This is a genomic window from Burkholderia sp. E168m22 (genome assembly GCF_001319805.1).
GTDB classification, from domain to species: domain Bacteria; phylum Pseudomonadota; class Gammaproteobacteria; order Burkholderiales; family Burkholderiaceae; genus Burkholderia; species Burkholderia orbicola.
Genome location: NZ_BBSK01000097.1, coordinates 76839 through 98508, shown reverse-complemented (window position 1 = coordinate 98508; position 21670 = coordinate 76839). Strand labels below are relative to the sequence as shown.

16 protein-coding genes, 1 tRNA gene and 4 pseudogenes are annotated in these 21670 nt (G+C 65.9%); 15 read left to right on the top strand and 6 right to left on the bottom strand.

Annotation, left to right across the window (positions count from 1 at the left end; genetic code table 11):
• Positions 1–8 precede the first annotated feature (8 nt).
• The 3 genes and pseudogenes from AP428_RS22290 to AP428_RS22285 all read left to right on the top strand — a co-directional run bounded on the left by AP428_RS22290 (position 9) and on the right by AP428_RS22285 (position 1585).
• Positions 9–458, top strand: coding sequence for an HU family DNA-binding protein (locus tag AP428_RS22290; RefSeq protein WP_011548077.1), 450 nt, complete (start codon positions 9–11; stop codon positions 456–458).
• Between the two features lie 220 nt (positions 459–678).
• Positions 679–768 (top strand): annotated as a pseudogene (locus AP428_RS37230) (ATP-binding cassette domain-containing protein); the annotation flags it as partial.
• A gap of 48 nt (positions 769–816) precedes the next feature.
• Positions 817–1585: pseudogene (locus tag AP428_RS22285) on the top strand (AadA family aminoglycoside 3''-O-nucleotidyltransferase).
• Positions 1586–1760: 175 nt separating this feature from the next.
• Here the strand turns inward: AP428_RS22285 and AP428_RS22280 are convergent.
• The 3 genes from AP428_RS22280 to AP428_RS22270 form a co-directional block, all read right to left on the bottom strand.
• Complete coding sequence (locus AP428_RS22280) at positions 1761–2234, bottom strand: VOC family protein (RefSeq protein ID WP_011548076.1); 474 nt, start codon at positions 2232–2234, stop codon at positions 1761–1763.
• A 391-nt stretch (positions 2235–2625) separates the two neighbouring features.
• Positions 2626–3783 (bottom strand): porin, encoded by a 1158-nt coding sequence (locus tag AP428_RS22275; RefSeq protein WP_011694681.1) that lies wholly within the window; start codon positions 3781–3783, stop codon positions 2626–2628.
• Positions 3784–4199: 416 nt separating this feature from the next.
• A complete protein-coding gene (locus AP428_RS22270; protein ID WP_011548074.1) occupies positions 4200–5144 on the bottom strand; it encodes a YihY/virulence factor BrkB family protein in 945 nt (314 codons plus the stop codon).
• A gap of 142 nt (positions 5145–5286) precedes the next feature.
• Between AP428_RS22270 and fdnG the strand changes: the two genes are divergently transcribed.
• The 7 genes from fdnG to AP428_RS22230 all read left to right on the top strand — a co-directional run bounded on the left by fdnG (position 5287) and on the right by AP428_RS22230 (position 14795).
• Positions 5287–8358: a formate dehydrogenase-N subunit alpha gene (gene fdnG, locus AP428_RS22260; RefSeq protein WP_079999363.1), complete on the top strand. Its 3072-nt coding sequence runs from the start codon at positions 5287–5289 to the stop codon at positions 8356–8358.
• A gap of 10 nt (positions 8359–8368) precedes the next feature.
• The gene (gene fdxH, locus AP428_RS22255) at positions 8369–9283 is read left to right on the top strand and encodes a formate dehydrogenase subunit beta (RefSeq protein WP_006479309.1); all 915 of its coding nucleotides are present in this window, start codon (positions 8369–8371) and stop codon (positions 9281–9283) included.
• Positions 9280–9906, top strand: a complete 627-nt coding sequence (locus tag AP428_RS22250) for a formate dehydrogenase subunit gamma (protein ID WP_011548072.1) — start codon at positions 9280–9282, stop codon at positions 9904–9906. Before fdxH ends, AP428_RS22250 begins: the two co-directional genes overlap by 4 nt.
• 389 nt (positions 9907–10295) lie before the next feature.
• The gene (gene fdhE, locus AP428_RS22245; RefSeq protein WP_012338470.1) at positions 10296–11231 is read left to right on the top strand and encodes a formate dehydrogenase accessory protein FdhE; all 936 of its coding nucleotides are present in this window, start codon (positions 10296–10298) and stop codon (positions 11229–11231) included.
• Between the two features lie 74 nt (positions 11232–11305).
• The gene (selA, locus tag AP428_RS22240) at positions 11306–12745 is read left to right on the top strand and encodes an L-seryl-tRNA(Sec) selenium transferase (protein WP_011694683.1); all 1440 of its coding nucleotides are present in this window, start codon (positions 11306–11308) and stop codon (positions 12743–12745) included.
• Positions 12742–14667 (top strand): selenocysteine-specific translation elongation factor, encoded by a 1926-nt coding sequence (selB, locus tag AP428_RS22235; protein ID WP_011548070.1) that lies wholly within the window; start codon positions 12742–12744, stop codon positions 14665–14667. Before selA ends, selB begins: the two co-directional genes overlap by 4 nt.
• A 32-nt stretch (positions 14668–14699) precedes the next feature.
• A tRNA-Sec gene (locus AP428_RS22230) sits at positions 14700–14795 on the top strand.
• 125 nt (positions 14796–14920) lie between these two features.
• Here AP428_RS22230 and AP428_RS22225 read toward each other — a convergent pair.
• The gene (locus tag AP428_RS22225; protein WP_011694684.1) at positions 14921–15976 is read right to left on the bottom strand and encodes an aldehyde reductase; all 1056 of its coding nucleotides are present in this window, start codon (positions 15974–15976) and stop codon (positions 14921–14923) included.
• 59 nt (positions 15977–16035) lie between these two features.
• Between AP428_RS22225 and AP428_RS22220 the strand changes: the two genes are divergently transcribed.
• From AP428_RS22220 to AP428_RS35655, 3 genes and pseudogenes are all read left to right on the top strand, one after another.
• On the top strand, positions 16036–17082 hold the full coding sequence (locus AP428_RS22220) for an AraC family transcriptional regulator (protein WP_011548068.1): 1047 nt from the start codon (positions 16036–16038) through the stop codon (positions 17080–17082).
• A 45-nt stretch (positions 17083–17127) separates the two neighbouring features.
• Positions 17128–17274 (top strand): annotated as a pseudogene (locus AP428_RS35660) (LacI family DNA-binding transcriptional regulator); the annotation flags it as partial.
• 49 nt (positions 17275–17323) lie between these two features.
• Positions 17324–17854: pseudogene (locus tag AP428_RS35655) on the top strand (glycoside hydrolase family 3 N-terminal domain-containing protein); the annotation flags it as partial.
• 78 nt (positions 17855–17932) lie between these two features.
• On the opposite strand, the gene AP428_RS22210 reads toward AP428_RS35655, so the two are convergent.
• Positions 17933–18751: a response regulator transcription factor gene (locus tag AP428_RS22210; RefSeq protein WP_011548067.1), complete on the bottom strand. Its 819-nt coding sequence runs from the start codon at positions 18749–18751 to the stop codon at positions 17933–17935.
• Positions 18752–18926: 175 nt separating this feature from the next.
• On the opposite strand from AP428_RS22210, the gene AP428_RS22205 reads away from it, so the two are divergent.
• Positions 18927–19772: a carbon-nitrogen hydrolase family protein gene (locus tag AP428_RS22205; protein WP_011548066.1), complete on the top strand. Its 846-nt coding sequence runs from the start codon at positions 18927–18929 to the stop codon at positions 19770–19772.
• A gap of 131 nt (positions 19773–19903) precedes the next feature.
• Entirely contained in the window at positions 19904–21244 is a 1341-nt protein-coding gene (locus tag AP428_RS22200) for an APC family permease (protein WP_011548065.1), read from the top strand.
• A gap of 41 nt (positions 21245–21285) precedes the next feature.
• Here the strand turns inward: AP428_RS22200 and AP428_RS22195 are convergent, their stop codons facing one another.
• Complete coding sequence (locus AP428_RS22195) at positions 21286–21639, bottom strand: helix-turn-helix domain-containing protein (RefSeq protein WP_011548064.1); 354 nt, start codon at positions 21637–21639, stop codon at positions 21286–21288.
• Positions 21640–21670: the final 31 nt, after the last annotated feature.

Sequence of the window (21670 nt, the reverse complement as noted above, 5' to 3'; positions counted from 1 at the left end):
GGAGAAACATGGCGACTTCCGCAAAAAAGGTGGCCAAGAAGGCTGCCGCACCGGCGACCAAGAAAGTGGCTGCCAAAAAGGCTGCGCCCGCGAAGAAAGTAGTGGCCAAGAAGGCTGTCGCGAAGGCAGCACCGGCTGCTCCGACGCCGCTGAAGGACAAGTTCACGAAGGCATCGCTCGCAACGCACATCGCTGAGCGCGCAGCTGTCGAAGTGAAGGCGGTCAAGGCAGTGCTCGTCGCACTCGAGAACGTCGTGCTGGGCTCGGTCCACAAGAAGGGCGCAGGCGAGTTCACGCTGCCGGGTCTGCTGAAGATCACGGCGCAAGTCGTGCCGGCGAAGAAGAAGCGCTTCGGCAAGGATCCGTTCACGGGCGAAGAGCGTTGGTTCCCGGCGAAGCCGGCCAGCGTGCGCGTGAAGGCACGTGCGCTGAAGAAGCTGAAGGACGCGGCGGCGTAATGCCGCGCAACGACTGCCGAATGCATGTCGGCAGCCGTTGCGATGTCCCGAGATCCCCGTACGCGAAAGCGTGCGGGGATTTTTATTGCGCCGCGCAAAGCGCGCGGTAGCGAACAGGCGGCGTCGCGATGACGGGTTGCCTGACGCGTGGCACGCGGCGGATCGTATGTCGCGCATCTGCATCCCCATCGCCGAGCGGCGAGCTTCGTTCGCGCGACGCATGTCGGTGTCGGTGCGGCAGGGCGAAACGCTCGACATCGTCGGCGAATCGGGAGCGGGGAAGTCGACGCGCGCGATGGCGCTGCCCGGGTGTTGTTTCTTCGCGCTCCGTCGGGCGCGCATCGCCAGGTTTGTCGTCGTGACGGGCTTCATTCCGCACGACATCGCCGCACAGCTCGCCGCCGCGCGCGCCGTGATCGAACGGCACCTCGGTGCGACGCTGCAAGCGGTCCATCTGTTCGGATCGGCGCTCGACGGCGGCCTGAAACCGCGCAGCGACATCGATTTGCTGGTGACGGTCGCGGTGCGCCCGGACGAAGCGGTGCGACGCGCACTGCTGTCGGACCTGCTCGGCGCGTCGGCGCCGCCCGGTTGCAGCGGTGGCATGCGCGCGCTGGAGGTCACCGTCGTCGCGCACGACGACGTGGTGCCGTGGCGTCATCCGGCGCGACGCGAGTTGCAGTTCGGCGAATGGCTGCGCGGCGATCTGGAAGCTGGCATCGTCGAGCCGCCGCTGGTCGATCACGATCTGGCCATCCTGCTGACGAAGGCGCGGCAGCACGGTGTCGCACTGGTCGGGCCGCCTGCGGACGTGCTGTTCGAGCCGGTGCCCGCGCGCGACCGTTGCGCAGTGGGAAGCCGAACCGGACTGGCGTGGCGACGCGTGCAACATCGTGCTCGCGCTCGCACGCATCTGGTACAGCGCCGCGACCGGCGCGATCGCGCCGAAGGACGTCGCCGCGACGTGGGTGCTGGAGCGCCTGCCGGACGTGCACCGGCCGATCGTAGCCGCTGCGCGAGCGGCCTATCTCGATGGCGAAGCGGGCGCGGCAATCCTGTCGGGCGGACCGCTGGCCGAATTCATCGGCTACGCGCGGCGGACGGTCGAGTCGATGCTGTCGGCGTAGCGACGGGCGCCAGCGACGTACGCAAACGACGTACGCCAATGACGTACGCCACCGGGTTACCGGTCGGCCCACGGATAGCAAACGCATGCAAGCCCGCTACACGCGCAGCCCGTCGAGCCGAGCCCGTGCAGACGACCCGGCGCGGCGTCACGCGAGTGCGGCCCGACGCGCTCCGTCAGCCCGCGGTGCCCGCGAAGGCTGCCTTCAGCGCGGCGTCGTCGAACTTGGTCATCTGCATCATCGCGGCGGCCACGCGTCCCGCCTTGACCGCGTCGCGATCGGCCATCATCGGAATGAGCGCCTCCGGAACGATCTGCCATGACACGCCATAACGATCCCGCAACCAGCCGCAGCCGTCGGCCGTGCCGCCGTTGTCGAGCAGGGCGCTCCAGTAGCGGTCGAGTTCCGCCTGGTCCGCGCAGCTGACGAGCAGCGAGATCGTGTGGTTGAACGCCTCCGTGCGCGGGTGGCTCATCGCAAAAAATGGCTGCCCGAACAGATCGAATTCGACCATCCGCGTGCTGTCGGTGCCGGGCACCGCCGTGACGCGCACGATGCGCGAATCCGGAAAGATGCCGGCATAGAAGGCCGCTGCTTCTTCGGCTTCCGTCGAATACCAGAGAAAAGGCGTGATCTTCTGAATCGTCATGACGAGTCTCCTGTCTGTATGGGTCCGGGGCAAACCATGTGCCGCCATCGATACGACGGACGACGCCTGCCGAAATCGGCACGCGGCGCAAACAAATCCCGCTTCGGTTGAGCCGGCGATGCCGGCTGTGCGGATAGTAGTCGTCCTGCCGGGAAACGGCGACCTCGCCGGGCGTAGGAAACGGTGTCGCGGGCACCTTGCAGCCGCCAGGCGCCGCTGCGGGCGTGCCCACCTATGTCGGGGTGTCGGCTCGGGCGCGGCGGCCCTGCAGGCGATGTCGGCCTGCCACGGGGCGCGGACGAAAAAAAGCCAGCCGCGGCCGAAACCGGGGCTGGCTTTCCAGGTCGGCGGCAAGGCGTCGGAGACGCCAGGCACGCCGGATACTTCGTTTTTAGAACTTGTGACGCAGGCCGAGTGCGACGATTTCCTGCGAGCTCTTGCCGGCGATGCCGTACGAGCCGACCGACGCTTGCGCATCGGTACCGTCGGCGTTCTTGCCGCTTGCGTGCTGGTACGCGCCAACCAGGTAGATGTCCGTACGCTTCGACAGCGAGTAGTCCGCGCCGAGCGAAACCTGGTGGTACTTGGCGTCCGTCTGGCCGCTGCCCTTCGTGTAGATGTAGCCGACGCCCAGCAGCAGCGGTGCCGATGCCTGGTACGTGACGAATGCGCGACCCGTGTTGTACTTCTGGTTCGTGCCGAAGCCCGAGTTCGCATCCGCCTTGTATTGCGCGTTGCTGTAGCCGAGGCCGAACGTCACCGGGCCGAATGCGTACTGGCCAGCGACTTGCGCGATGCCGATCGACGATGCCGACGTGTACGCGTTGTTGATGAAGTTACCCGAGCCGTCGAAGATCGCGTCCGACGTGCCGGCCCAGCCGGTGCGCTGGCCAACTGCGCTCAGCGGAGCCGAGTTGTTCGCGTGGAAGTAACCTGCAGCCAGGCCGAGCGGGCCGTTGTTGTACGCTGCCGCTGCCGCCCACGTCTGACCCTTGCCGGTCGAGCCGGCGACGCCGCCGAGTGCGTACAGCGCTTCGACCTGGAGGCCTGCCCAGACCGGCGACGTGTACTTGATCGCGTTGCTGACGCGCAGGCTGTTGTCGTTGTTGTCGACGTCACCCGGCGTGGCGAACACGCTGCCGAAGTAGTTGTCAGCCGTGACTGCCTGGACCAGGTCGACCAGCGGGTCGTACTGGCGACCCAGCGTCAGCGTACCGTACTGGTCGCTTTGCAGGCCGACGAAGGCTTGACGACCGAACATGCGGCCACCCTGGCCCAGTGCGCCCGATGCCGAGTTGAAGCCGTTTTCCAACTGGAAGATCGCCTTCAGGCCGCCACCGAGGTCTTCCGAACCCTTCAGGCCGAAGCGGCTGCCTTGCAGGTTGCCGCTACCCATCGACCACGAATTGTTACCTTGACCATCGTTACCGTGAACATAGGTGATCGACGTGTCGATCACGCCGTACAGCGTGACGCTCGACTGAGCTTGAGCAGCGCCGGCCGCGCCCAGCAGGGCGAGCGAGAGGGTCGAGAGAGCAAGTTTCTTCATCGTTGAGTTTCTCCACGCAAGTGATTCATCGTTATTTGTTGCGGATTGGAGAATAGCTCAGTGCCATACACGCAAGAAAGCTTAAAAAATAAAGTGTCTCGAAAAGGTAACAGCAGGAAAAAGTCCATATATATCAAGCACATCAGAGACTGTTCCTGTTTATGAAATAGTTGACAATTGCTGCGCTGCGATTGTTTCAATAGCTGACGTGCATGGCGACACAACCCCTGTTTCGGCCCGTTGCAGCAAGGAAAAGAGGGTGTGCAAACGTTTGCGGTTGCAGGTGTGCGTGCGCCAACGTGTAAAGAAAGCGTCGACGCCGCGCGAATGCGCGGCGGACACCGGGGTTGCAAGGGAGCGGGAGGGTGTGCCTGGGCGCGCGAGATCGATGCGCGGCCCGTTTCAGGGCGGCGCAATCAGTCGTCGCGCGGGCGATCGTCGGCGTGACCGGGTCGAGCGGCTGGAGCCGGCGCGGCCGGCGCCGCATGCTCGGCCGGCCGATGCGCGTTGCCACGGGCCGCCGCGAACTCCGCGCCGAGCAGCAGCACGATCGCGGAGAAGTACAGCCACATCAGCAGGACCGCGAACGATCCGGCCGCGCCGAACGCACTCGCGGTGCCCGCATGCGCGAGATACAGCGCGAACAGCTTCTTGCCGCCGGAGAACAGGATCGCGGACACGATGCCGCCGATCGCGGCGTCGCGCCACGCGACGCGCGCATCGGGCAGGAATTTCATCAACGACGCGAACGCGGCGGCGAGCACCGCGATGCCGACGAAGAACTGCACGAGGTTCGTGACGACCACGTACGGCGAATCGCCCAGCAGCCAGGTGCCCACGAAGGTGATCGCGGTGTCGAGCACGAGCGACACGATCAGCAGGAACGCGACGCCGAGCACGAGCCCGAACGAGATCAGCCGGACCCGCACCAGTCCGAGCATGCTCGACCAGCGGCTTTCGGTGGCCGGCCAGATCACGCTGAGCGCGGCGCTGAGCGACGCGAACGTGGCCGACGCGCCGATCGCGAGCGCGGCGAACGAGATCAGCGTGGCGAGGCCGCCGCGCTCGCCGGCGCGGTGCGCGTTCTGCACGATCGTCTGGATGCTGGCCGCCGCGTCGTCGCCGATCAGCTGGTGCGCCTGTTCGAACACCTGGCCGCGCGCGGCGTCGTCGCCGTAGAACCAGCCGGCCACCGCGATCACCATCACGAGGGTCGGCGCGAGCGAGAACGCGGAGAAAAACGCGATGCCCGCGGCCATCGCGGAGCAGCGGTCGGACGAGAAGCGCTTGAACGCGGTGAGGGCCCAGTTGGCCTGCTGCTGGGCGAGGCGGGTGGCTTCGGAAGTGATCTGTCGTTTCATGACGGTTCGGTTGCGCGCGGAACGCGGATCATCTCAGTTAATCGGACAAATCGGTATTGATCCGAGGATTCGATCATAGTTGCCTGAACTGTCTATAATTCCTTTCAGTCGTACCCCACCCCACAATAACGCCGAGACCGCCATGCTACAAATGTCCCGGCGCCAGTTCCTGAAGGTGACGGCCACGTCGCTTGCCGGATCGAGTCTTGCCCTGATGGGCTTTTCTCCGTCCGAAGCGCTGGCCGAAGTCCGACAGTACAAACTGGCGCGCACCGTCGAAACGCGCAACACCTGTCCTTACTGTTCAGTGGGTTGCGGCATCCTGATGTACAGCCTCGGAGACGGCGCGAAGAATGCGCAGCCGAGCATCATCCATATCGAAGGCGATCCCGACCACCCGGTCAATCGCGGCACGCTGTGCCCGAAGGGCGCGAGCCTGATCGACTTCATCCACAGCCCGAACCGCCTGACGCACCCCGAGTATCGTGCGCCCGGCTCGGACAAGTGGGAACCCATTTCGTGGAACGACGCGCTCGACCGCATCGCGAAGCTGATGAAGGCCGACCGCGACGCGAACTTCGTCGAGACGGCCGAAGACGGCGCGAAGGTCAACCGCTGGCTCACGACCGGCATGCTGGCTGCGTCGGCGGGCAGTAACGAGGTCGGCTACCTGACGCACAAGACCATCCGCAGTCTCGGGATGCTCGCATTCGACAATCAGGCGCGTGTCTGACATGGCCCGACGGTGGCAGGTCTTGCCCCGACGTTTGGCCGTGGAGCGATGACGAACCATTGGGTCGACATCAAGAACGCGGACGTGATTCTCGTGATGGGCGGCAATGCAGCCGAGGCCCATCCGTGCGGTTTCAAGTGGGTAACGGAGGCGAAGGCGCACCGCAAGGCGCGGCTGATTGTCGTCGACCCGCGCTTCACGCGTACGGCCTCGGTGGCCGATTATTACGCGCCGATCCGCACCGGCACCGACATCGTCTTCCTGGGCGGCGTCATCAACTATCTGCTGACGAACGACAAGATCCAGCATGAGTACGTGAAGAACTACACGGACTTCTCGTTCATCGTGCGCGAGGATTTCGCGTTCAACGACGGCATCTATTCCGGCTACGACGCCGAGAAGCACGCGTACCCGGACAAATCGAGCTGGGACTACGAGCGCGGCGACGACGGCTTCGCGAAGGTCGATCCGACACTGCAGCATCCGCGTTGTGTATACAACCTGCTGAAGCAGCACTACGCGCGCTATACGGCGGAGATGGTCCAGCAGGTCTGCGGCACGCCGAAGGAGAAATTCCTGAAGGTGTGCGAGATGCTCGCGACCACGGCCGTGCCCGGCCGCGCCGGCACGGTGCTGTACGCGCTCGGCTGGACCCACCACTCGATCGGCGCGCAGATCATCCGCACCGGCGCGATGGTGCAGTTGCTGCTCGGCAACATCGGCATCGCCGGCGGCGGGATGAACGCGCTGCGCGGCCACTCGAACATCCAGGGGCTGACCGACCTCGGGCTGATGTCGAACCTGCTGCCGGGCTACATGACGCTGCCGATGCAGGCCGAGCAGGATTTCGACGCGTACATCAAGAAGCGCGTGCAGGAACCGCTGCGGCCGAACCAGCTCAGTTACTGGAAGAACTACAAGGCGTTCCACGTCAGCTTCATGAAGTCGTGGTGGGGCGACGCGGCCACCGCGGAGAACAACTGGGCCTACGACTACCTGCCGAAGCTGGACAAGCAGTACGACCTGCTGCAGGCGATCGAGCTGATGAATGCCGGCAAGATGAACGGCTACATCTGCCAGGGCTTCAACCCGCTCGCGGCGGCGCCGTCGAAGGTGAAGACGGCGGCGGGTCTCGCGAAACTGAAATGGCTCGTGATCATGGATCCGCTCGCGACCGAGACGTCCGAGTTCTGGAAGCACCACGGTGACTACAACGACGTCGATGCGTCGAAGATCCAGACCGAGGTGTTCCGTCTGCCGACCACCTGCTTCGCGGAGGAAAACGGCTCGCTCGTGAGTTCGAGCCGCGTGCTGCAGTGGCACTGGAAGGGCGCCGAGCCGCCGGGCGAAGCGAGGAGCGACCTCGAGATCATGTCGGGGCTGTTCCTGCGCATGCGCAAGCTGTACCAGAAGGACGGCGGCAAGTATCCGGACCCGATCGTGAACCTGACCTGGCCGTACGCGAACCCGGAGAGCCCGACGCCCGAGGAACTGGCGATGGAGTTCAACGGGAAAGCGCTCGCCGATCTGCCCGATCCGAAGGACCCGGCGAAGACGCTCGTGAAGAAGGGCGAGCAGCTCGCCGCGTTCGCGCAACTGAAGGACGACGGCACGACCGCGAGCGGCTGCTGGATCTTCTGCGGCGCGTGGACCCAGGCCGGCAACCAGATGGGGCGGCGCGACAACTCCGACCCGACCGGCATCGGCCAGACGCTGAACTGGGCGTGGGCGTGGCCGGCGAACCGGCGCATCCTGTACAACCGCGCGTCGTGCGACGTCGCGGGCAAGCCGTTCGACCCGACCCGCAAGCTGATCGGCTGGAACGGCAGCGCGTGGAAGGGCGCCGACGTGCCGGACTTCAAGGCGGACGAACCGCCCGAAAACGGGATGGGGCCGTTCATCATGAATCCGGAAGGCGTCGCGCGCTTCTTCGCCCGCGCGGGGATGAACGAAGGTCCGTTCCCCGAGCACTACGAGCCGTTCGAGACGCCGCTCGGCGCGAACCCGTTGCACCCGAACAACCCGCTGGCGCTGAACAACCCGGCCGCCCGCGTGTTCCCGGACGACCGCGCGTCGTTCGGCAAGGTGGCGGACTTCCCGCACGTGGCGACCACGTACCGGCTGACCGAGCACTTCCACTACTGGACCAAGCATGCGCGGCTGAACGCGATCATCCAGCCCGAGCAATTCGTCGAGATCGGCGAAGACCTCGCGAAGGAAGTCGGCGTCGCGCATGGCGAGCGCGTGAAGGTGTCGTCCAAGCGCGGCTACATCATCGCGGTCGCCCTCGTGACGAAGCGGATCAAGCCGCTGACGATCGACGGCAAGAAGGTCCAGACGGTCGGCGTCCCGTTGCACTGGGGCTTCAAGGGTCTGACGAAGCCCGGCTATCTCGCCAATACCCTGACTCCGTCCGTGGGTGACGGCAACTCCTATACACCGGAATTCAAGTCGTTCCTGGTGAAGGTCGAAAAGGCGTAAGGGGGAAGAGATGGCATTGCAATCGCTGGATATCAAGCGGGTCTCGGCCACCACGACGCCACCGCCCACGGTGCGCGAACCGGTGACCGGGAGCGTCGCGAAGCTGATCGACGTATCGAAGTGCATCGGCTGCAAGGCATGCCAGACGGCATGCATGGAGTGGAACGACCTGCGCGACGAAGTCGGCACCAACGTCGGCGTGTACGACAACCCGGCCGACCTGAGCGAGCATTCGTGGACGGTCATGAGGTTCTCCGAATACGAGAACCCGGCGGGCGACCTCGAGTGGCTGATCCGCAAGGACGGCTGCATGCACTGCGAGGACCCGGGCTGCCTGAAGGCGTGCCCGTCGCCGGGCGCGATCGTGCAGTACAACAACGGGATCGTCGACTTCCACGAGGAGAACTGCATCGGTTGCGGCTACTGCGTGACCGGTTGCCCGTTCAACGTGCCGCGGATCTCGAAGAAGGATCATCGCGCGTACAAGTGCACGCTCTGTTCCGACCGCGTCGCGGTCGGCCAGGAACCGGCCTGCGTGAAGACCTGCCCGACGGGCGCGATCGTGTTCGGCACCAAGGAGGACATGAAGCAGCACGCGGCCGAGCGGATCGAGGACCTGAAGGAGCGCGGCTTCGAGCATGCGGGGCTGTACGACCCGCAGGGCGTCGGCGGCACGCACGTGATGTACGTGCTGCACCACGCGGACAAACCGTCGCTGTACCACGGGCTGCCCGACAACCCGTCGATCAGCCCGATGGTGAAGCTGTGGAAGGGCATCGCGAAACCGCTCGCGGTCGCGGGCCTCGCGCTGACCGCGCTGGCCGGGTTCTTCCACTACACGCGGGTCGGTCCGAACGAGGTCACCGACGAGGAAGAAGCCGCTGCCCGCGACGAGGCACGACGCATCAAGGAGGACGCGAAATGAACCACGACGACCCCAACCTGATCGTCCGCTACACGCCGAACGAGCGCACGAACCACTGGATCACCGCGATCACGTTCGTGCTGCTCGCGTTGTCCGGGCTCGCACTGTTCCATCCGTCGATGTTCTGGCTGACCGCGCTGTTCGGCGGCGGCCAGTGGACGCGGATCCTGCATCCGTTCGTCGGCCTCGTGATGTTCGTGTCGTTCGCGATTCTCGTGGTGCGCTTCTGGCACCACAATGCGCTCGACGCGGACGATCGCCAATGGCTGAAGCAGATCGGCGACGTGCTGACCAACCAGGAAGACAAGCTGCCGGCGGTCGGGCGCTATAACGCCGGACAGAAGCTGCTATTCTTCACGCTGGTGGCGTGCCTGCTGCTGCTCCTGCTGTCGGGAATCGTGATCTGGCGGCGCTACTTCTCGTTCTACTTCCCGATCGGGGTGATCCGCGCGGCCGCTGTCGTGCATGCCGTGGCGGCCTTCGTGCTGATCGCGAGCATCATCGTGCACATTTACGCGGCGTTGTGGGTGAAGGGTTCGATCGGTGCGATGGTGCGCGGCACCGTCACGCTGGGCTGGGCCCGCAAGCATCACCCGAAGTGGTTCCGTGAAAGCGTGAAATAACGCAGCGGAGCGGGGCGGTACGCCGATTGCGGCGTGCTGCTCCGCCCCCGCAGGAATCGCCCGAAAGCGCCGATTCGTCGGCGCTTAGTTGGGGGCTGTTTGCGCATGGAACGCGCATGCGAATGCCCGAAATCGCCCGCAGGGCAAGGAGTGAGGAGCGCCGTTTGGCCGAGCCAAACAAGTGACGAGCGACGCCGCCATGTGGGCGATTTCGGGCATTCCCCTAAAATGGATAATTAGACACGGGTTGCCACGAGAAGGGCCGCTCGCCACGTTGCGCTCCTTGCGAATACGTCAGTATTCGCTGCGTCGCGCGCCTCGCGAGCGGCCCTTCTCGTGGCAACGCATGCGCGTTCCATGCGCAAACAGCCCCCTTGGAAGATATTTTCGTGACACAACGCATTCTGGAGCCGACCGAGATCTCGGCACTCGATCATTCGGCCATTCCGCGCTTTCGCCTGCCGGAGCGCGCGACCGCGTTCGCGGCGCGCGCCGCGCGGCTGCGCAAGCTGGCCGACCTGAACCCGATCAGCGGCTACCTGCGGCTGATGGCCACCGTCGCCGACGCGCAGCACGCGACGCTGCAGGCGCTGGAGCTGCCGCTGCCGTCGAAGGAAGCGATCGCACGCGCGCAGGAACATTCGATGCCGCTCGTGCCGGCGCTCGACGGCGAACGCGATGCGCGCTGGCGCGCCGTGCTGTATGAACTGCTCGACCGCGTCGAAAGCGCCGGGCTCGTCAACCCGCAGCTCGCGAAGCTGCTCGACCGGTTGCGCCTGATGGCGCCCGCCGAGCTCGACGCGCAGGCCGATGCGATCCTCGCGCTGCGCTTCGCCGAGGTCGATCCGGCCACCGCGCCGTTCCTGATGGCCGCGCTGCAGGTCGTATGGACTGACCTCGCGAGCCGCGTGACGCCCACCGATGTCCCGTATCTCGACCAGCCGGGGCTGTGCCCGGTGTGCGGCACGCATCCGGTCGCGAGCGTCGTGCGGGTCGGCGGCCAGTATCAGGGCTACCGTTTCCTGCAGTGCGGGCTGTGCACGACCGAGTGGCACATGGTGCGCACCAAGTGCTCGCACTGCGATTCGACGAAGGGCATCGCGTATCACGGGATCGAAGGCGGCAGCGAAGCCGTCAAGGCCGAATCGTGCGACGAGTGCAAGACCTATCGCAAGATCGGCTATCAGGAGAAGGACTACGAGTTCGAGCCGCTGGCGGACGATCTCGCAAGTCTCACGCTCGACCTGCTGATGAACGAGGCCGGCTACCAGCGCAGTTCGCCGAACCCGCTGCTGTGGCCGGACGTGTCGCGGGAAGCGGACTGACGGCACGGGGCCGGGGCGGTGCGCGAGCGCCGTCCCCGGCCGACTGCGAAGCATGAGACTGGAGCCACAACGACGTGACCGAACCGGGTGTGAATGAACTGAATGCCGTGCTGGCGCGTGTGCCGTCGGTCGAGCGCGTGCTGTCGTCGGCGCCGCTGCAGCCGCTCGTCGCCGACTATGGCCGCACGCGCGTGCTCAACGCCGTGCGCGCCGAACTGGAACGCTGGCGCACGGCCGCGCAGCGCGATCCCGCGGCGGCCGAGCCGCTCGACGAGCCGCGCATTGCCGCCGCCGTCGCGCGTACCCTGGCCGCGCAGAATGCGGGCGCCGTGCGCACCGTGTTCAACCTGACCGGCACCGTGCTGCACACGAATCTCGGACGCGCGCTGTTGCCCGACGACGCGGTGCGCGCGGTGGTCGACGTGCTCACGCGGCCCGTCAACCTCGAGTTCGATCTCGCTACCGGCCGTCGCGGCGATCGCGACGACCTGATCGACGCTCTGCTGTGCGAACTGACGGGCGCGGAAGCCGCGACCGTCGTCAACAACAATGCGGCGGCCGTGCTGCTGACGCTGTCGGCGCTCGCGACGAAGCGGGAAGTCGTCGTGTCGCGCGGCGAGCTGGTCGAGATCGGCGGCGCATTCCGCATTCCCGACATCATGAGCCGCGCCGGCGCGAAGCTGCGCGAGGTCGGCACGACCAACCGCACGCATCTGCGCGACTACGCGGATGCGATCGGTCCGCGCACGGCGCTGCTGATGAAGGTGCACTGCAGCAACTACGCGATCAGCGGCTTCACGAAGGAGGCGACGCTCGCCGAACTCGCGCCGCTCGCGCGCGAGCACGGCGTGCCGGTGGCCGTCGATCTCGGCAGCGGCACGCTGGCCGACCTGTCGCAATGGGGGCTGCCGCACGAGACGACCGTGCAGGAAACCGTCGCCGCCGGCGCAAACGTTGTCACGTTCAGCGGCGACAAGCTGCTCGGCGGCCCGCAGGCCGGCTTGATCGTCGGCGATCGCGCGCTCATCGCGAAGATCAAGAAGCATCCGCTCAAGCGTGCGCTGCGCGTCGGCAAGCTGACGCTCGCGGCGCTCGAACCGGTGCTGCGCCTGTATCAGTCGCCCGAATTCCTGCGCGAGCGCCTCACGACGCTGCGCTTGCTGACGCGCCCGCAGCGCGAGATCGCAGAAGCGGCCGAACGGGTGCGGCCTGCGTTGCAGGCTGCGTTCGGCAGCGGTTTCGACGTGACGGTCGAACCGATGTTCAGCCAGATCGGCAGCGGCGCGCTGCCGGTCGACCAGTTGCCGAGCGCCGGGCTCGTGGTGCGCTCGGCGGACGGCAAGCGCAGCGGCCGCGCGCTCGCACAGCTCGAGAAACGGCTGCGCGAATGGCCGCGCCCGGTGATCGGCCGCGTGGCCGACAACGCGCTGCGGCTCGATCTGCGCTGCCTCGAAGTAGCCGACGAAGCGGCGTTCGTCGCGCAATGCGTGCCGCTCGCGGGGCCCGCTGCATGATCGTCGGGACCGCGGGGCACATCGACCACGGCAAGACCACGCTCGTGCGTGCGCTGACGGGCGTCGACACCGATCGCCTGAAGGAAGAGAAGGCGCGCGGCATTTCGATCGAACTCGGCTACGCGTATACGCCGCTCGGCAACGGCGACGTGCTCGGCCTGATCGACGTGCCGGGCCACGAGAAGCTGATTCATACGATGGCCGCCGGCGCGTGCGGCATCGACTTCGCACTGCTCGTGATCGCCGCCGACGACGGCGTGATGCCGCAGACCCGCGAGCATCTCGCGATCCTGCAACTGCTCGGCGTCACGCATGGCGCCGTCGCGCTGACGAAATGCGATCGCGTCGATGCCGCGCGCGTTGCCGAGGTGCGCGACGAGATCGCCGTCTGGCTGCACGACTCGACGCTGGCCGGCGTGCCGATCTTCGAAACGCGTGCAACGGCGGCCGACGATTCCGGCGTCGCCGCGTTGAAGCAGCACCTGGCCGACGCGGCGATCGCGTGGCGCACGCGTCGCGACGACGGGTTGTTCCGGCTCGCGGTCGATCGCGTGTTTACGCTCGCCGGGCAGGGCACCGTCGTGACGGGTACCGCGTTCGCGGGCCGCGTCGCGACCGGCGACACGCTCGCGATCGTGCGCACGGGCGGCGCGGCCCGCGTGCGCAGCATCCATGCGCAGAACCGGCCGGTCGAGGCCGGCCGCGCGGGCGAGCGTTGCGCGCTGAACCTGGCCGGCGTCGACAAGGCAGACATCGAGCGAGGCGACACCGTCGCCGATGCGCGGCTCGTCGCGACGTCGCCGCGCCTGGACGTCGAGCTGACGTTGCTCGCGGACGCCGGGCTGACGCTGACGCACTGGGCGCCGCTGCACGTGCATCTCGGCACGCTGCATCGCGTGGCCCACGTCGCGCTGCTGGACGGCGACACGCTCGCCGCCGGCCAGCGGATGCGCGTGCAACTGGTATTCGACGAGCCGGTGTTCGCGCTGCCGGGCGACCGCTTCATCGTCCGCAATCCGCAGGCGACGCGCACCGTCGGCGGCGGCCGCGTGCTCGATCCGTTCGGGCCGGCCCGCAAGCGCCGTACGCCGGCGCGCCGCGCGTGGCTCGATGCGCTCGCGGCGTGGCTCGACGAAGGGCGCCTCGATGCGCTGCTCGCGCAGGCGCCGCTCGGCATGGCGCGCGCGACGCTCACGCATCTGACGGGATTCGCACCCGATGCGCTGGCGTTGCCGGACGATGCGCTGGCGATCGGCCAACGCGATGCCGCGGCGAACGAAGGCGCGGTGATTTCGCATGCGCACTGGCGGGCCTTGCAGACGCGGGCGGTCGACACGCTGCGCGCGTACCACGAACGCATGCCCGACGAGCAGGGGCTCGACGCCGCACGCCTGCGACGGATGGCTGCGCCGCTCGTCGGCGATACGCTGTGGCGCGCGCTCGTCGATGCGCTGGTGACGGGCGGCGAGGTCGCGCGCAGCGGGCCGTGGCTGCATCTGCCGTCGCATTCGGTGAGCCTCGAGCCGCGCGAGGAAGCGCTGGCGCGGCAACTGCTGCCGCTGATCCACGCGGGGCGCTTCGATCCGCCGTGGGTGCGCGACCTGGCCCGCGACACGGGTGCGGCCGAGGATGCGGTGCGCACGCTGCTGCGCAAGCTTGCGCGGCGCGGCGACGTGCACCAGGTCGTGCGCGACCTGTTCTATCACGCGGACATCGCGCGCGAGCTGGCGGAGCTGGTCGCGCATCTCGCGCCGTCGCGCGGCGGCGGGCTCGATGCCGCGACGTTCCGCGACGCGACGGGGCTCGGTCGCAAGCGCGCGATCCAGATTCTCGAGTTCTTCGATCGGGTTGGGTATACTCGCTTCCACCGCGATCTTCACTACCTGCGGCCTGACAGCGGTTGGGCGGGTATTCAGGCGTAGGCGCTCGTTGTTCTTCGGTTTCTTTTTCCCGCGGAAGGCATTCGTATCCGGTGGTACGGCCGGGCTTCAAACCCGGTTGGGGGTGTCAGACACTCCCGGGTCAGTTCGACTCTGGCTGCCTTCCGCCATTTCTGGCTTCCGACGACTTCAGTAAACGCCCCGCAGGTTGCTGACAGGCCCCGGCAGCGCATTCTATTGCCCGTCGTATCGTCAGGCCGAAACAAGATCTCGGCGGAGGCAGGTGGCGCGCATGCTATCGCCGGCCGGCATCGCGCAGTAGCCCGAGGCGCACGAGGCTTTCGGCCGTGGCGACGATGGCGTCCTCGCGCGGGCGGGGCGACCAGCCGAGCAAGCTGATGGCCTTCTGGCTGGTGGCGTTCAGATTGCGGCCGAGCAGCGGCAGCGATCCGCGCAGCGCGGGATCCCTGAGCGCGCCGATGCGTACCAGCCAGTCGGGCAGCACCCGGGTCGACACATGGCGCGCGGCGTCCCCCATGCGCGCCTTGAGCACTTGCGCGACTTCGGCGAGCCACATGCTTTCGCCTGCAATGGCAATGAAGCGCTCGCCGTCCGCGGCTTCGTGGGTCATGGCTCGCACATGCAGGTCGGCGACATCGCGCACGTCGACGAAGCCGGAATTGATTCGCGGATTGCCGGGCTGGCCGTCCAGCATGCCCCTGATCAGGCGGATGGAATGCGAATAGTCGTCGCCGAGCACGGGGCCGAGAACCGTCACCGGATTGATCGCGGACAGTTGCATGCCGCGTCCTTCTCGCGCGACGAAATCCCAGGCCGCGCGCTCCGACAAGGTCTTCGACTTCTGATAAGGCCAGACATCGGCGGCCGCCAGGTTGCTCCAGTCGGTCTCGTCGAAGGGGCGGCGCATTGGCCCATGCCCGGCGCAGATCGCGCCGAAAGCGGAGGTCAGCACGACGCGCTTGACGCCGGCGTCCCGCGCCGCACGCAGCACACGCAGCGTGCCTGCCACGGCGGGCTTGACCCAGTCGTCTTCGCTCGTCTGCGTGCCGGTGGGCGTGGGCGACGCGCCATGTACGACGTAGGTGCAGCCGGCAGTGGCCTGTTGCCAGCCGTCGTCGGCGAGGAGATCCGCCTCGACGAATGACAGACGGCCTCCGGGTTCCGCGCCGCCTCTTTCGAGCTGTGCGCGCACCTGCGTCTCGCGTGCGAGCGAGCGAACGGTGGTGCGTACCTGATAGCCTCGATTCAGCAGCGCCAGGATGCAGTGTTGTGCAATGAAGCCGGTGCCGCCCGTGACGAGAACCGATACATCGTGGGTATTGCTGTTCATGTCGTTGATTGTCCGGGACGAAGAACCGGAAGGTTAAGGCCCGGCCTGCAGCATTGTTAATGCTCTATAGTGCGATTTACTTGCGCGACAGTACGATGATGAGTGACGACCCCTTCTCCGACATCCTGAGGCTCACGAACGCCGAATCGCTGGCGACGGGAGGCTTCTCCGCCGGCGGCGCTTGGGCTGTGCGATTTCCGGCACCCGACAAGATCAAGTTCTTTGCGGTGGTGAAGGGCACGTGCTGGGTCTCCATCGACGGAGAAGAAACGCCTATCCGCTTTGGAAGCGGTGACGTCGGATTGTTGACGGCGAAACGCTCGTTCGTCCTCGCAAGTGATCCTTGCGTGCCACCCGTCGACGCGATGGCGTTGTTCTCGGGCGCCGGAAGGTCGACGGTGAAACTCGGCAACGGCGATGAATTCGCGCAGATCGGCGGGCACGTATTGCTCGATCCGGTCACCGGCAGCTTGCTGTCGGACGTTCTGCCGCCATGGATTCACGTACCGGCCGCATCGCCGCAGGCAGTGAAGGTCCGCTGGCTTCTCGAGCAACTCGTGGAAGAGCGTGCGGCCGATCTGCCCGGCGCGCAACTCGTATCGGCCCAGCTTTCACAGCTGCTCTTCATTCAGATATTGCGCGCCCATTTGAAAACGTCCGCGTCCTTGACGGGATGGCTGCGCGCGTTCGGCAACCCGCGCATCGCACCCGCACTGCGGTTGATGCACGGCGACCCCGCGCGTTCATGGCATCTGGATGAGCTTGCCGCCGCGTGTGCGATGTCACGGACCACGTTCGCTTCTCACTTCAGGGCGAGCGCCGGTGTCGCGCCGCTGACCTATCTGGGAGAGTGGCGCATGCGTCTTGCGGAGCGCCGTTTGCGCGACGAGGACATCCCGGTGGCCCTGCTTGCGCAGTCGCTCGGTTACTCGTCCGAAAGCGCATTCAGTAACGCGTTCAAGCGCATGTCCGGGCATTCACCGACCGCATATCGCCATATCGTACGGACTGCTGCTGAAGGCGCGGGCAGCGGGCGCGGCGGCGTTCGCGCGGCCGTGGAGGCTACCGGTGCGACTCCGCAGCCGTTTCCGTTGGAACCTCGGTGAAATGCTCGAGCGACTCGGCGTTCCCATACAAGACATTCCACACATATGAAAAAAGGCGCGAACGCGACGATCCGGGACGTGGCAATGGCAGCCGGGGTGTCTGTCGCGACCGTATCGAAATATGTCAACGGGACCAAGCGCTTCTCGCCGGAAGTGGAGTTCCGCCTGAAGCAGACCATCGAGAAACTGGGTGGATACGTCGTTGAAGCCTGCGCAGCGCGCCGCCTTGCTCGTGGCGGCAATGGCATTGCCCGACAAGGAGGCGCAACTGGTGGGCGGCCCCGGCGTAATCGCCGAGCTCCCGCAATGCTTCGGTGCACGTCACATTCCCGGGCTGCCGAAATACCACATCCCGACGCTGCGCATCACGAATGGCCCGGTCGGGATCGGCCAGAACGATTGCGTTCCCGCCGGCTCGGCGTCGAGCGGTGCGGCGGCGTTGACGAGTGCCGCGTCCGCGAAAGCCACTGCGTTGCCGTCCGCGATCGCGGTGGCGGCATCGTTCGACCATGCGGTGGCGACGCAATTCGGCGACGTGATCGGCAAGGAAGGCGCGAACCTCGCGCTTCATGTGTTCGAAGCACCGGGCATGAACCTGGCCCGATTGCCCGTCGGCGGCCGCAATTTCGAATACATGGGCGAGGACCCGTATCTGACCGGCACGCTGGGCGTCGCTGAAATTCAGGCGGTTCAGTCGCACGGGATGATCGCGATGGCGAAGCATCTCGTCGCGAACGAGCAGGAAACGAACCGGATGACCATCTCGGAAAACGTCGACGACCGGACGTTGCATGAACTGTACATGCTGCCGTTCGAGGCGGGTGTCCGAGCCGCGACGCCGCCGCTCGCATCACGCGGATTCACCGGCTCTCGCGGGATCGTAGAACAGCGCAAAGAGTTCCGACTGCGACCCGACACCGAGCTTTGCGTAGATGTGCTTCTTGTGCGCGCGCACGGTTTCGAACGAGATCGACAGCTTCTCCCCGATCGCCCGCGTGGAGAAGCCGCTCAACGACAGCATTGCCACTTCGATTTCACGCGTCGTCAACGCGCCGCGCCCGTGCTTTCCGGTCAGCATGCCGAAGCGCGTGTGCGGATCGGGCGCTTCATGTTCCCTCGCGCGCGGTGTTTCGTTCACGACGAACGTCTCGAAGCGCAGGCGCTGCTGCATCAACGACAGCACCCAGGGTGTGTAAAGCGTCAGCAATGCCATCTCGCGCTCGTCGTACTTGCTCGTCTTGCCGAGCGAGAAGCCCAGCGTGTGATCGCGATCGATTACGACGTTGAAATGCACTTCGTCGCCGACGATGTTCTTCTTGAAGTACCGCTGGTAGTACTCGGTCATCCGGAAATTGTCCGGTGCGACGTCGGCGAGCGTGTAGAAGCCCGACGCCTGCGTTTCGAACGCGGCGAGATAGAACGGATCGAGCTGGTAGAGCGCGGCCAGGTAGTCCTGGAACATCAGGTCGATCTTGCCGTCCGGCATCGCCTGTTCGGCGAGCACGAGCGGCGCCGCATCGCGCGCGAAGCGCAGCGCGACCCAGTTGTCGAAGTCGAGATGCCGCTCCAGCACGCGCGTGAGCCGCGCCCAGAAATGCGGGCCATCGAGGGCGTCGATGGCCGAGCCAATCTCCCGATGAAAGGCGAGATCTCGCCATTCGAGGTCCATCGTGTGCTCCGGTGAGGGTAACCCTGGCGGGGAATTTCAGGTCAAAAATAATAACCCGATAATCGGCCTCAATTCGACGGGCCGCGGGCTATGCACCGCTTCGCTCGACGCGCGTTGCATCCCGCATGCAACGCATACGACATGCCAATGAAAGGCGATTGGAAGGAGAGGCTTCATGCAGGTAGAACTCGCGCAACTGTCGCTCGTCGACGGGGATGTCGCACACAACACGCGCAAGGTGATCGACACGATCGAACGCGTCGACGTGGCCGGCGGCACGAAACTGATCGTGTTCCCCGAAACGACGCTGTCGGGTTTCCCGACGCGGGAGAACGTCGCCGAGGTCGCCGAGACGCTCGACGGCCCCCGGCTGCTGGCGGTACGCGACGCGGCGCGTCGCACGGGCGTGGCCGTTGCGGTGGGCCTCGCGGAGCGCGACGGCGGACGGTTCTACAACACCACGGTACTCGTCGACGAGCGGGGCGACATCATCCTGCGCTATCGCAAGACCCATCTGTGGGCGTCGGATGTCGGCGTATTCACGCCAGGCGACCGCTTCGCGACCTGCGCCTGGAACGGCCTGACGGTAGGCCTGCTGATCTGCTACGACATCGAATTCCCCGAGACGGCGCGCGCGATCGGCGCGCTCGACGCCGATCTGCTGATCGTCACCAACGGCAACATGGACCCGTTCGGGCCCGTGCATCGCCGTGCGATCGCCGCACGTGCGATGGAGAACCAGATGTTCGCGGTGATGGTGAACCGCTGCGGGGCCGGCGACGATGACCTGACGTTCGCGGGCCTGTCCACGCTGGTCGATCCGTTTGGCGACAGCACGATCGAACTCGGCCGGGACGAAGCCGTCGCACCGGCGAACCTCGATCTGACGCGCCTCGAAGCGAGCCGCGAGCATTACAGCTATCTGCACGACGCACGCGTGGCGCTCGGTCTGTCGCCTGTCGAACAGGCTGACGGCGGGCGCGTGCTCACGATCGACGCGTGCCGTCACCGCGCCGAGTAGTCACGATCCGCGATCCATCCAATGCATGGAGCAGGGCGCGATGCCCTGCACATGCCCGGTCGTCCCATTGACGTGCCGGCCCGTACGGCACACAGGCATTCGCATCGCCCCACAAGGGCCCAGGAGATCACATGCAAGCGTCGTCATCCCATGAACCGGCACGCCTGAAGCGCACGCTCGGCCTGCCGTCCGTGCTGCTGTTCGGCCTCGCCTATATGGCGCCGCTGATCGTCTACGGTACCTACGGTGTGCTCGCGAAGGCCAGCGACGATACGGCCGCGCTCGCCTATCTGCTCGCGCTGGTCGCCATCGCGTTCACCGCGCTCAGCTACGGCAAGCTCGCGCGGCTCTATCCGGCCGCGGGTTCGGCCTATACGTACACGCGCAGGACGTTCAACCCGCACCTGGGCTTCATGATCGGCTGGGCAACGCTGCTCGATTATTTCTTCCTGCCGATGGTGATCTGGCTGATCGGTGCGGCGTATCTGAACGCGGCATTTCCGCATGTGCCGACCTGGATCTGGATCGTCGCGTTCATCGTGCTGACGAGCGGGTTGAACATCGTCGGCATCGAACTGGCCGCGCGCTTCAACATCGTGTTGATGGTCGTGCAACTGGCGATCGTCGCGATGTTCGTCGTGCTGTGCTGGCACTATGCGTCGGCCGCGGCGGGGCCGGGCGGCATCGCGATGGCGGAGCCGTTCTTCAAGCCGCACGTGCCGTTCGGCGCGACGATGGCCGGCGCCGCGATCGCCGCGTATTCGTATCTCGGTTTCGACGCCGTCTCGACGCTGACCGAGGAAACGATCGATCCGAAGAAGAACATGCCGCGCGCGATCCTGCTGATTGCGCTGATCGGCGGCGCGATCTTCGTGATCGCGGCGTATACGATGCAGCTCGCGCACCCCGGCGTCGATTTCAAGGATACGGATTCGGCCGCGTTCGAAGTGGCGAAGATGATCGGCGGCGACCTGTTCGTCACCGTGTTCCTCGCGGGCCTGATCCTCGCGCAGTTCGCGTCGGGCATCTCCGCGCAGGCAAGCGTCGGGCGGCTGCTCTATGCGATGGGCCGCGATGAAATCCTGCCGAAGCGCATCTTCGGGTTCATTCATCCGCGCTTCAAGACGCCCGCGATCAACATCGCGCTGGCCGGCGTCGTCGGGTTGATCGCGCTGAAGCTGGATGTCGCCACCTCGACGTCGTTCATCAACTTCGGCGCGTTCCTTGCCTTTACCGCCGTCAATCTGTGCGTGATTCGGCTGTATTTGTCGGGCAATCACGGCGAGCGCCGGATCGGCGTGTTCGGCGGACTCGTCTTTCCCGCGATCGGTGCGGTGTCCGATATCTGGCTGCTCGTGAGCCTCGAGAAGACGGCGCTCGTGCTCGGCGTCGTGTGGTTCGCGCTCGGGCTCGTGTATCTGTGCTGGATCACGCGGCTGTTTCGCCAGGCACCGCCCGAAGTGGCGATTTGAACGGGGCGGGCAGCGTGCAGCGCATCAGCCGGCAGGCTCGGTCATTCTGCCGACTCGGGTGATGACGAGAAGCGCGCGCGTTGCTCGGCCCATTTCAGCATGGCGTCCAGTGCGGGGCACAACGCCTGCCCCCAATCGGTGAGTCGGTACTCCACCTTTGGCGGCACCTGCGGATAAAGCTTTCGCGACACGATTCCGTCGGCTTCCAGTTGCCTCAGTTGCTGCGCCAGCATCTTCTGGGAAATGCCAGGAATCAATCGTTCGAAATCCGAATATCGCTGCACTTTTCCGTCGAAGAGATGGAACAGGATGATCAATTTCCAGCGCCCTTCAAGCAGCTGAATCACCTGTTCTACCCCAAGCGCAGCCGTCGCCGGCGTGTATTCCTTTCCCATGGCTCAGTCACTTACTTTTTAGTGCGTTCTT

What these genes read in the sequence shown, in the direction of transcription:
- AP428_RS22225 (WP_011694684.1), bottom strand. Translation starts at nt 15,976, where the DNA reads ATGAACAGCAATACCCACGATGTATCGGTTCTCGTCACGGGCGGCACC.
- AP428_RS22250 (WP_011548072.1), top strand. Translation starts at nt 9,280, where the DNA reads ATGAACCACGACGACCCCAACCTGATCGTCCGCTACACGCCGAACGAG.
- AP428_RS22275 (WP_011694681.1), bottom strand. Translation starts at nt 3,783, where the DNA reads ATGAAGAAACTTGCTCTCTCGACCCTCTCGCTCGCCCTGCTGGGCGCG.
- AP428_RS22290 (WP_011548077.1), top strand. Translation starts at nt 9, where the DNA reads ATGGCGACTTCCGCAAAAAAGGTGGCCAAGAAGGCTGCCGCACCGGCG.
- AP428_RS22195 (WP_011548064.1), bottom strand. Translation starts at nt 21,639, where the DNA reads ATGGGAAAGGAATACACGCCGGCGACGGCTGCGCTTGGGGTAGAACAG.
- selB (WP_011548070.1), top strand. Translation starts at nt 12,742, where the DNA reads ATGATCGTCGGGACCGCGGGGCACATCGACCACGGCAAGACCACGCTC.
- AP428_RS22270 (WP_011548074.1), bottom strand. Translation starts at nt 5,144, where the DNA reads ATGAAACGACAGATCACTTCCGAAGCCACCCGCCTCGCCCAGCAGCAG.
- fdxH (WP_006479309.1), top strand. Translation starts at nt 8,369, where the DNA reads ATGGCATTGCAATCGCTGGATATCAAGCGGGTCTCGGCCACCACGACG.
- AP428_RS22205 (WP_011548066.1), top strand. Translation starts at nt 18,927, where the DNA reads ATGCAGGTAGAACTCGCGCAACTGTCGCTCGTCGACGGGGATGTCGCA.
- AP428_RS22200 (WP_011548065.1), top strand. Translation starts at nt 19,904, where the DNA reads ATGCAAGCGTCGTCATCCCATGAACCGGCACGCCTGAAGCGCACGCTC.
- AP428_RS22280 (WP_011548076.1), bottom strand. Translation starts at nt 2,234, where the DNA reads ATGACGATTCAGAAGATCACGCCTTTTCTCTGGTATTCGACGGAAGCC.
- AP428_RS22210 (WP_011548067.1), bottom strand. Translation starts at nt 18,751, where the DNA reads ATGGACCTCGAATGGCGAGATCTCGCCTTTCATCGGGAGATTGGCTCG.
- AP428_RS22220 (WP_011548068.1), top strand. Translation starts at nt 16,036, where the DNA reads ATGCTCTATAGTGCGATTTACTTGCGCGACAGTACGATGATGAGTGAC.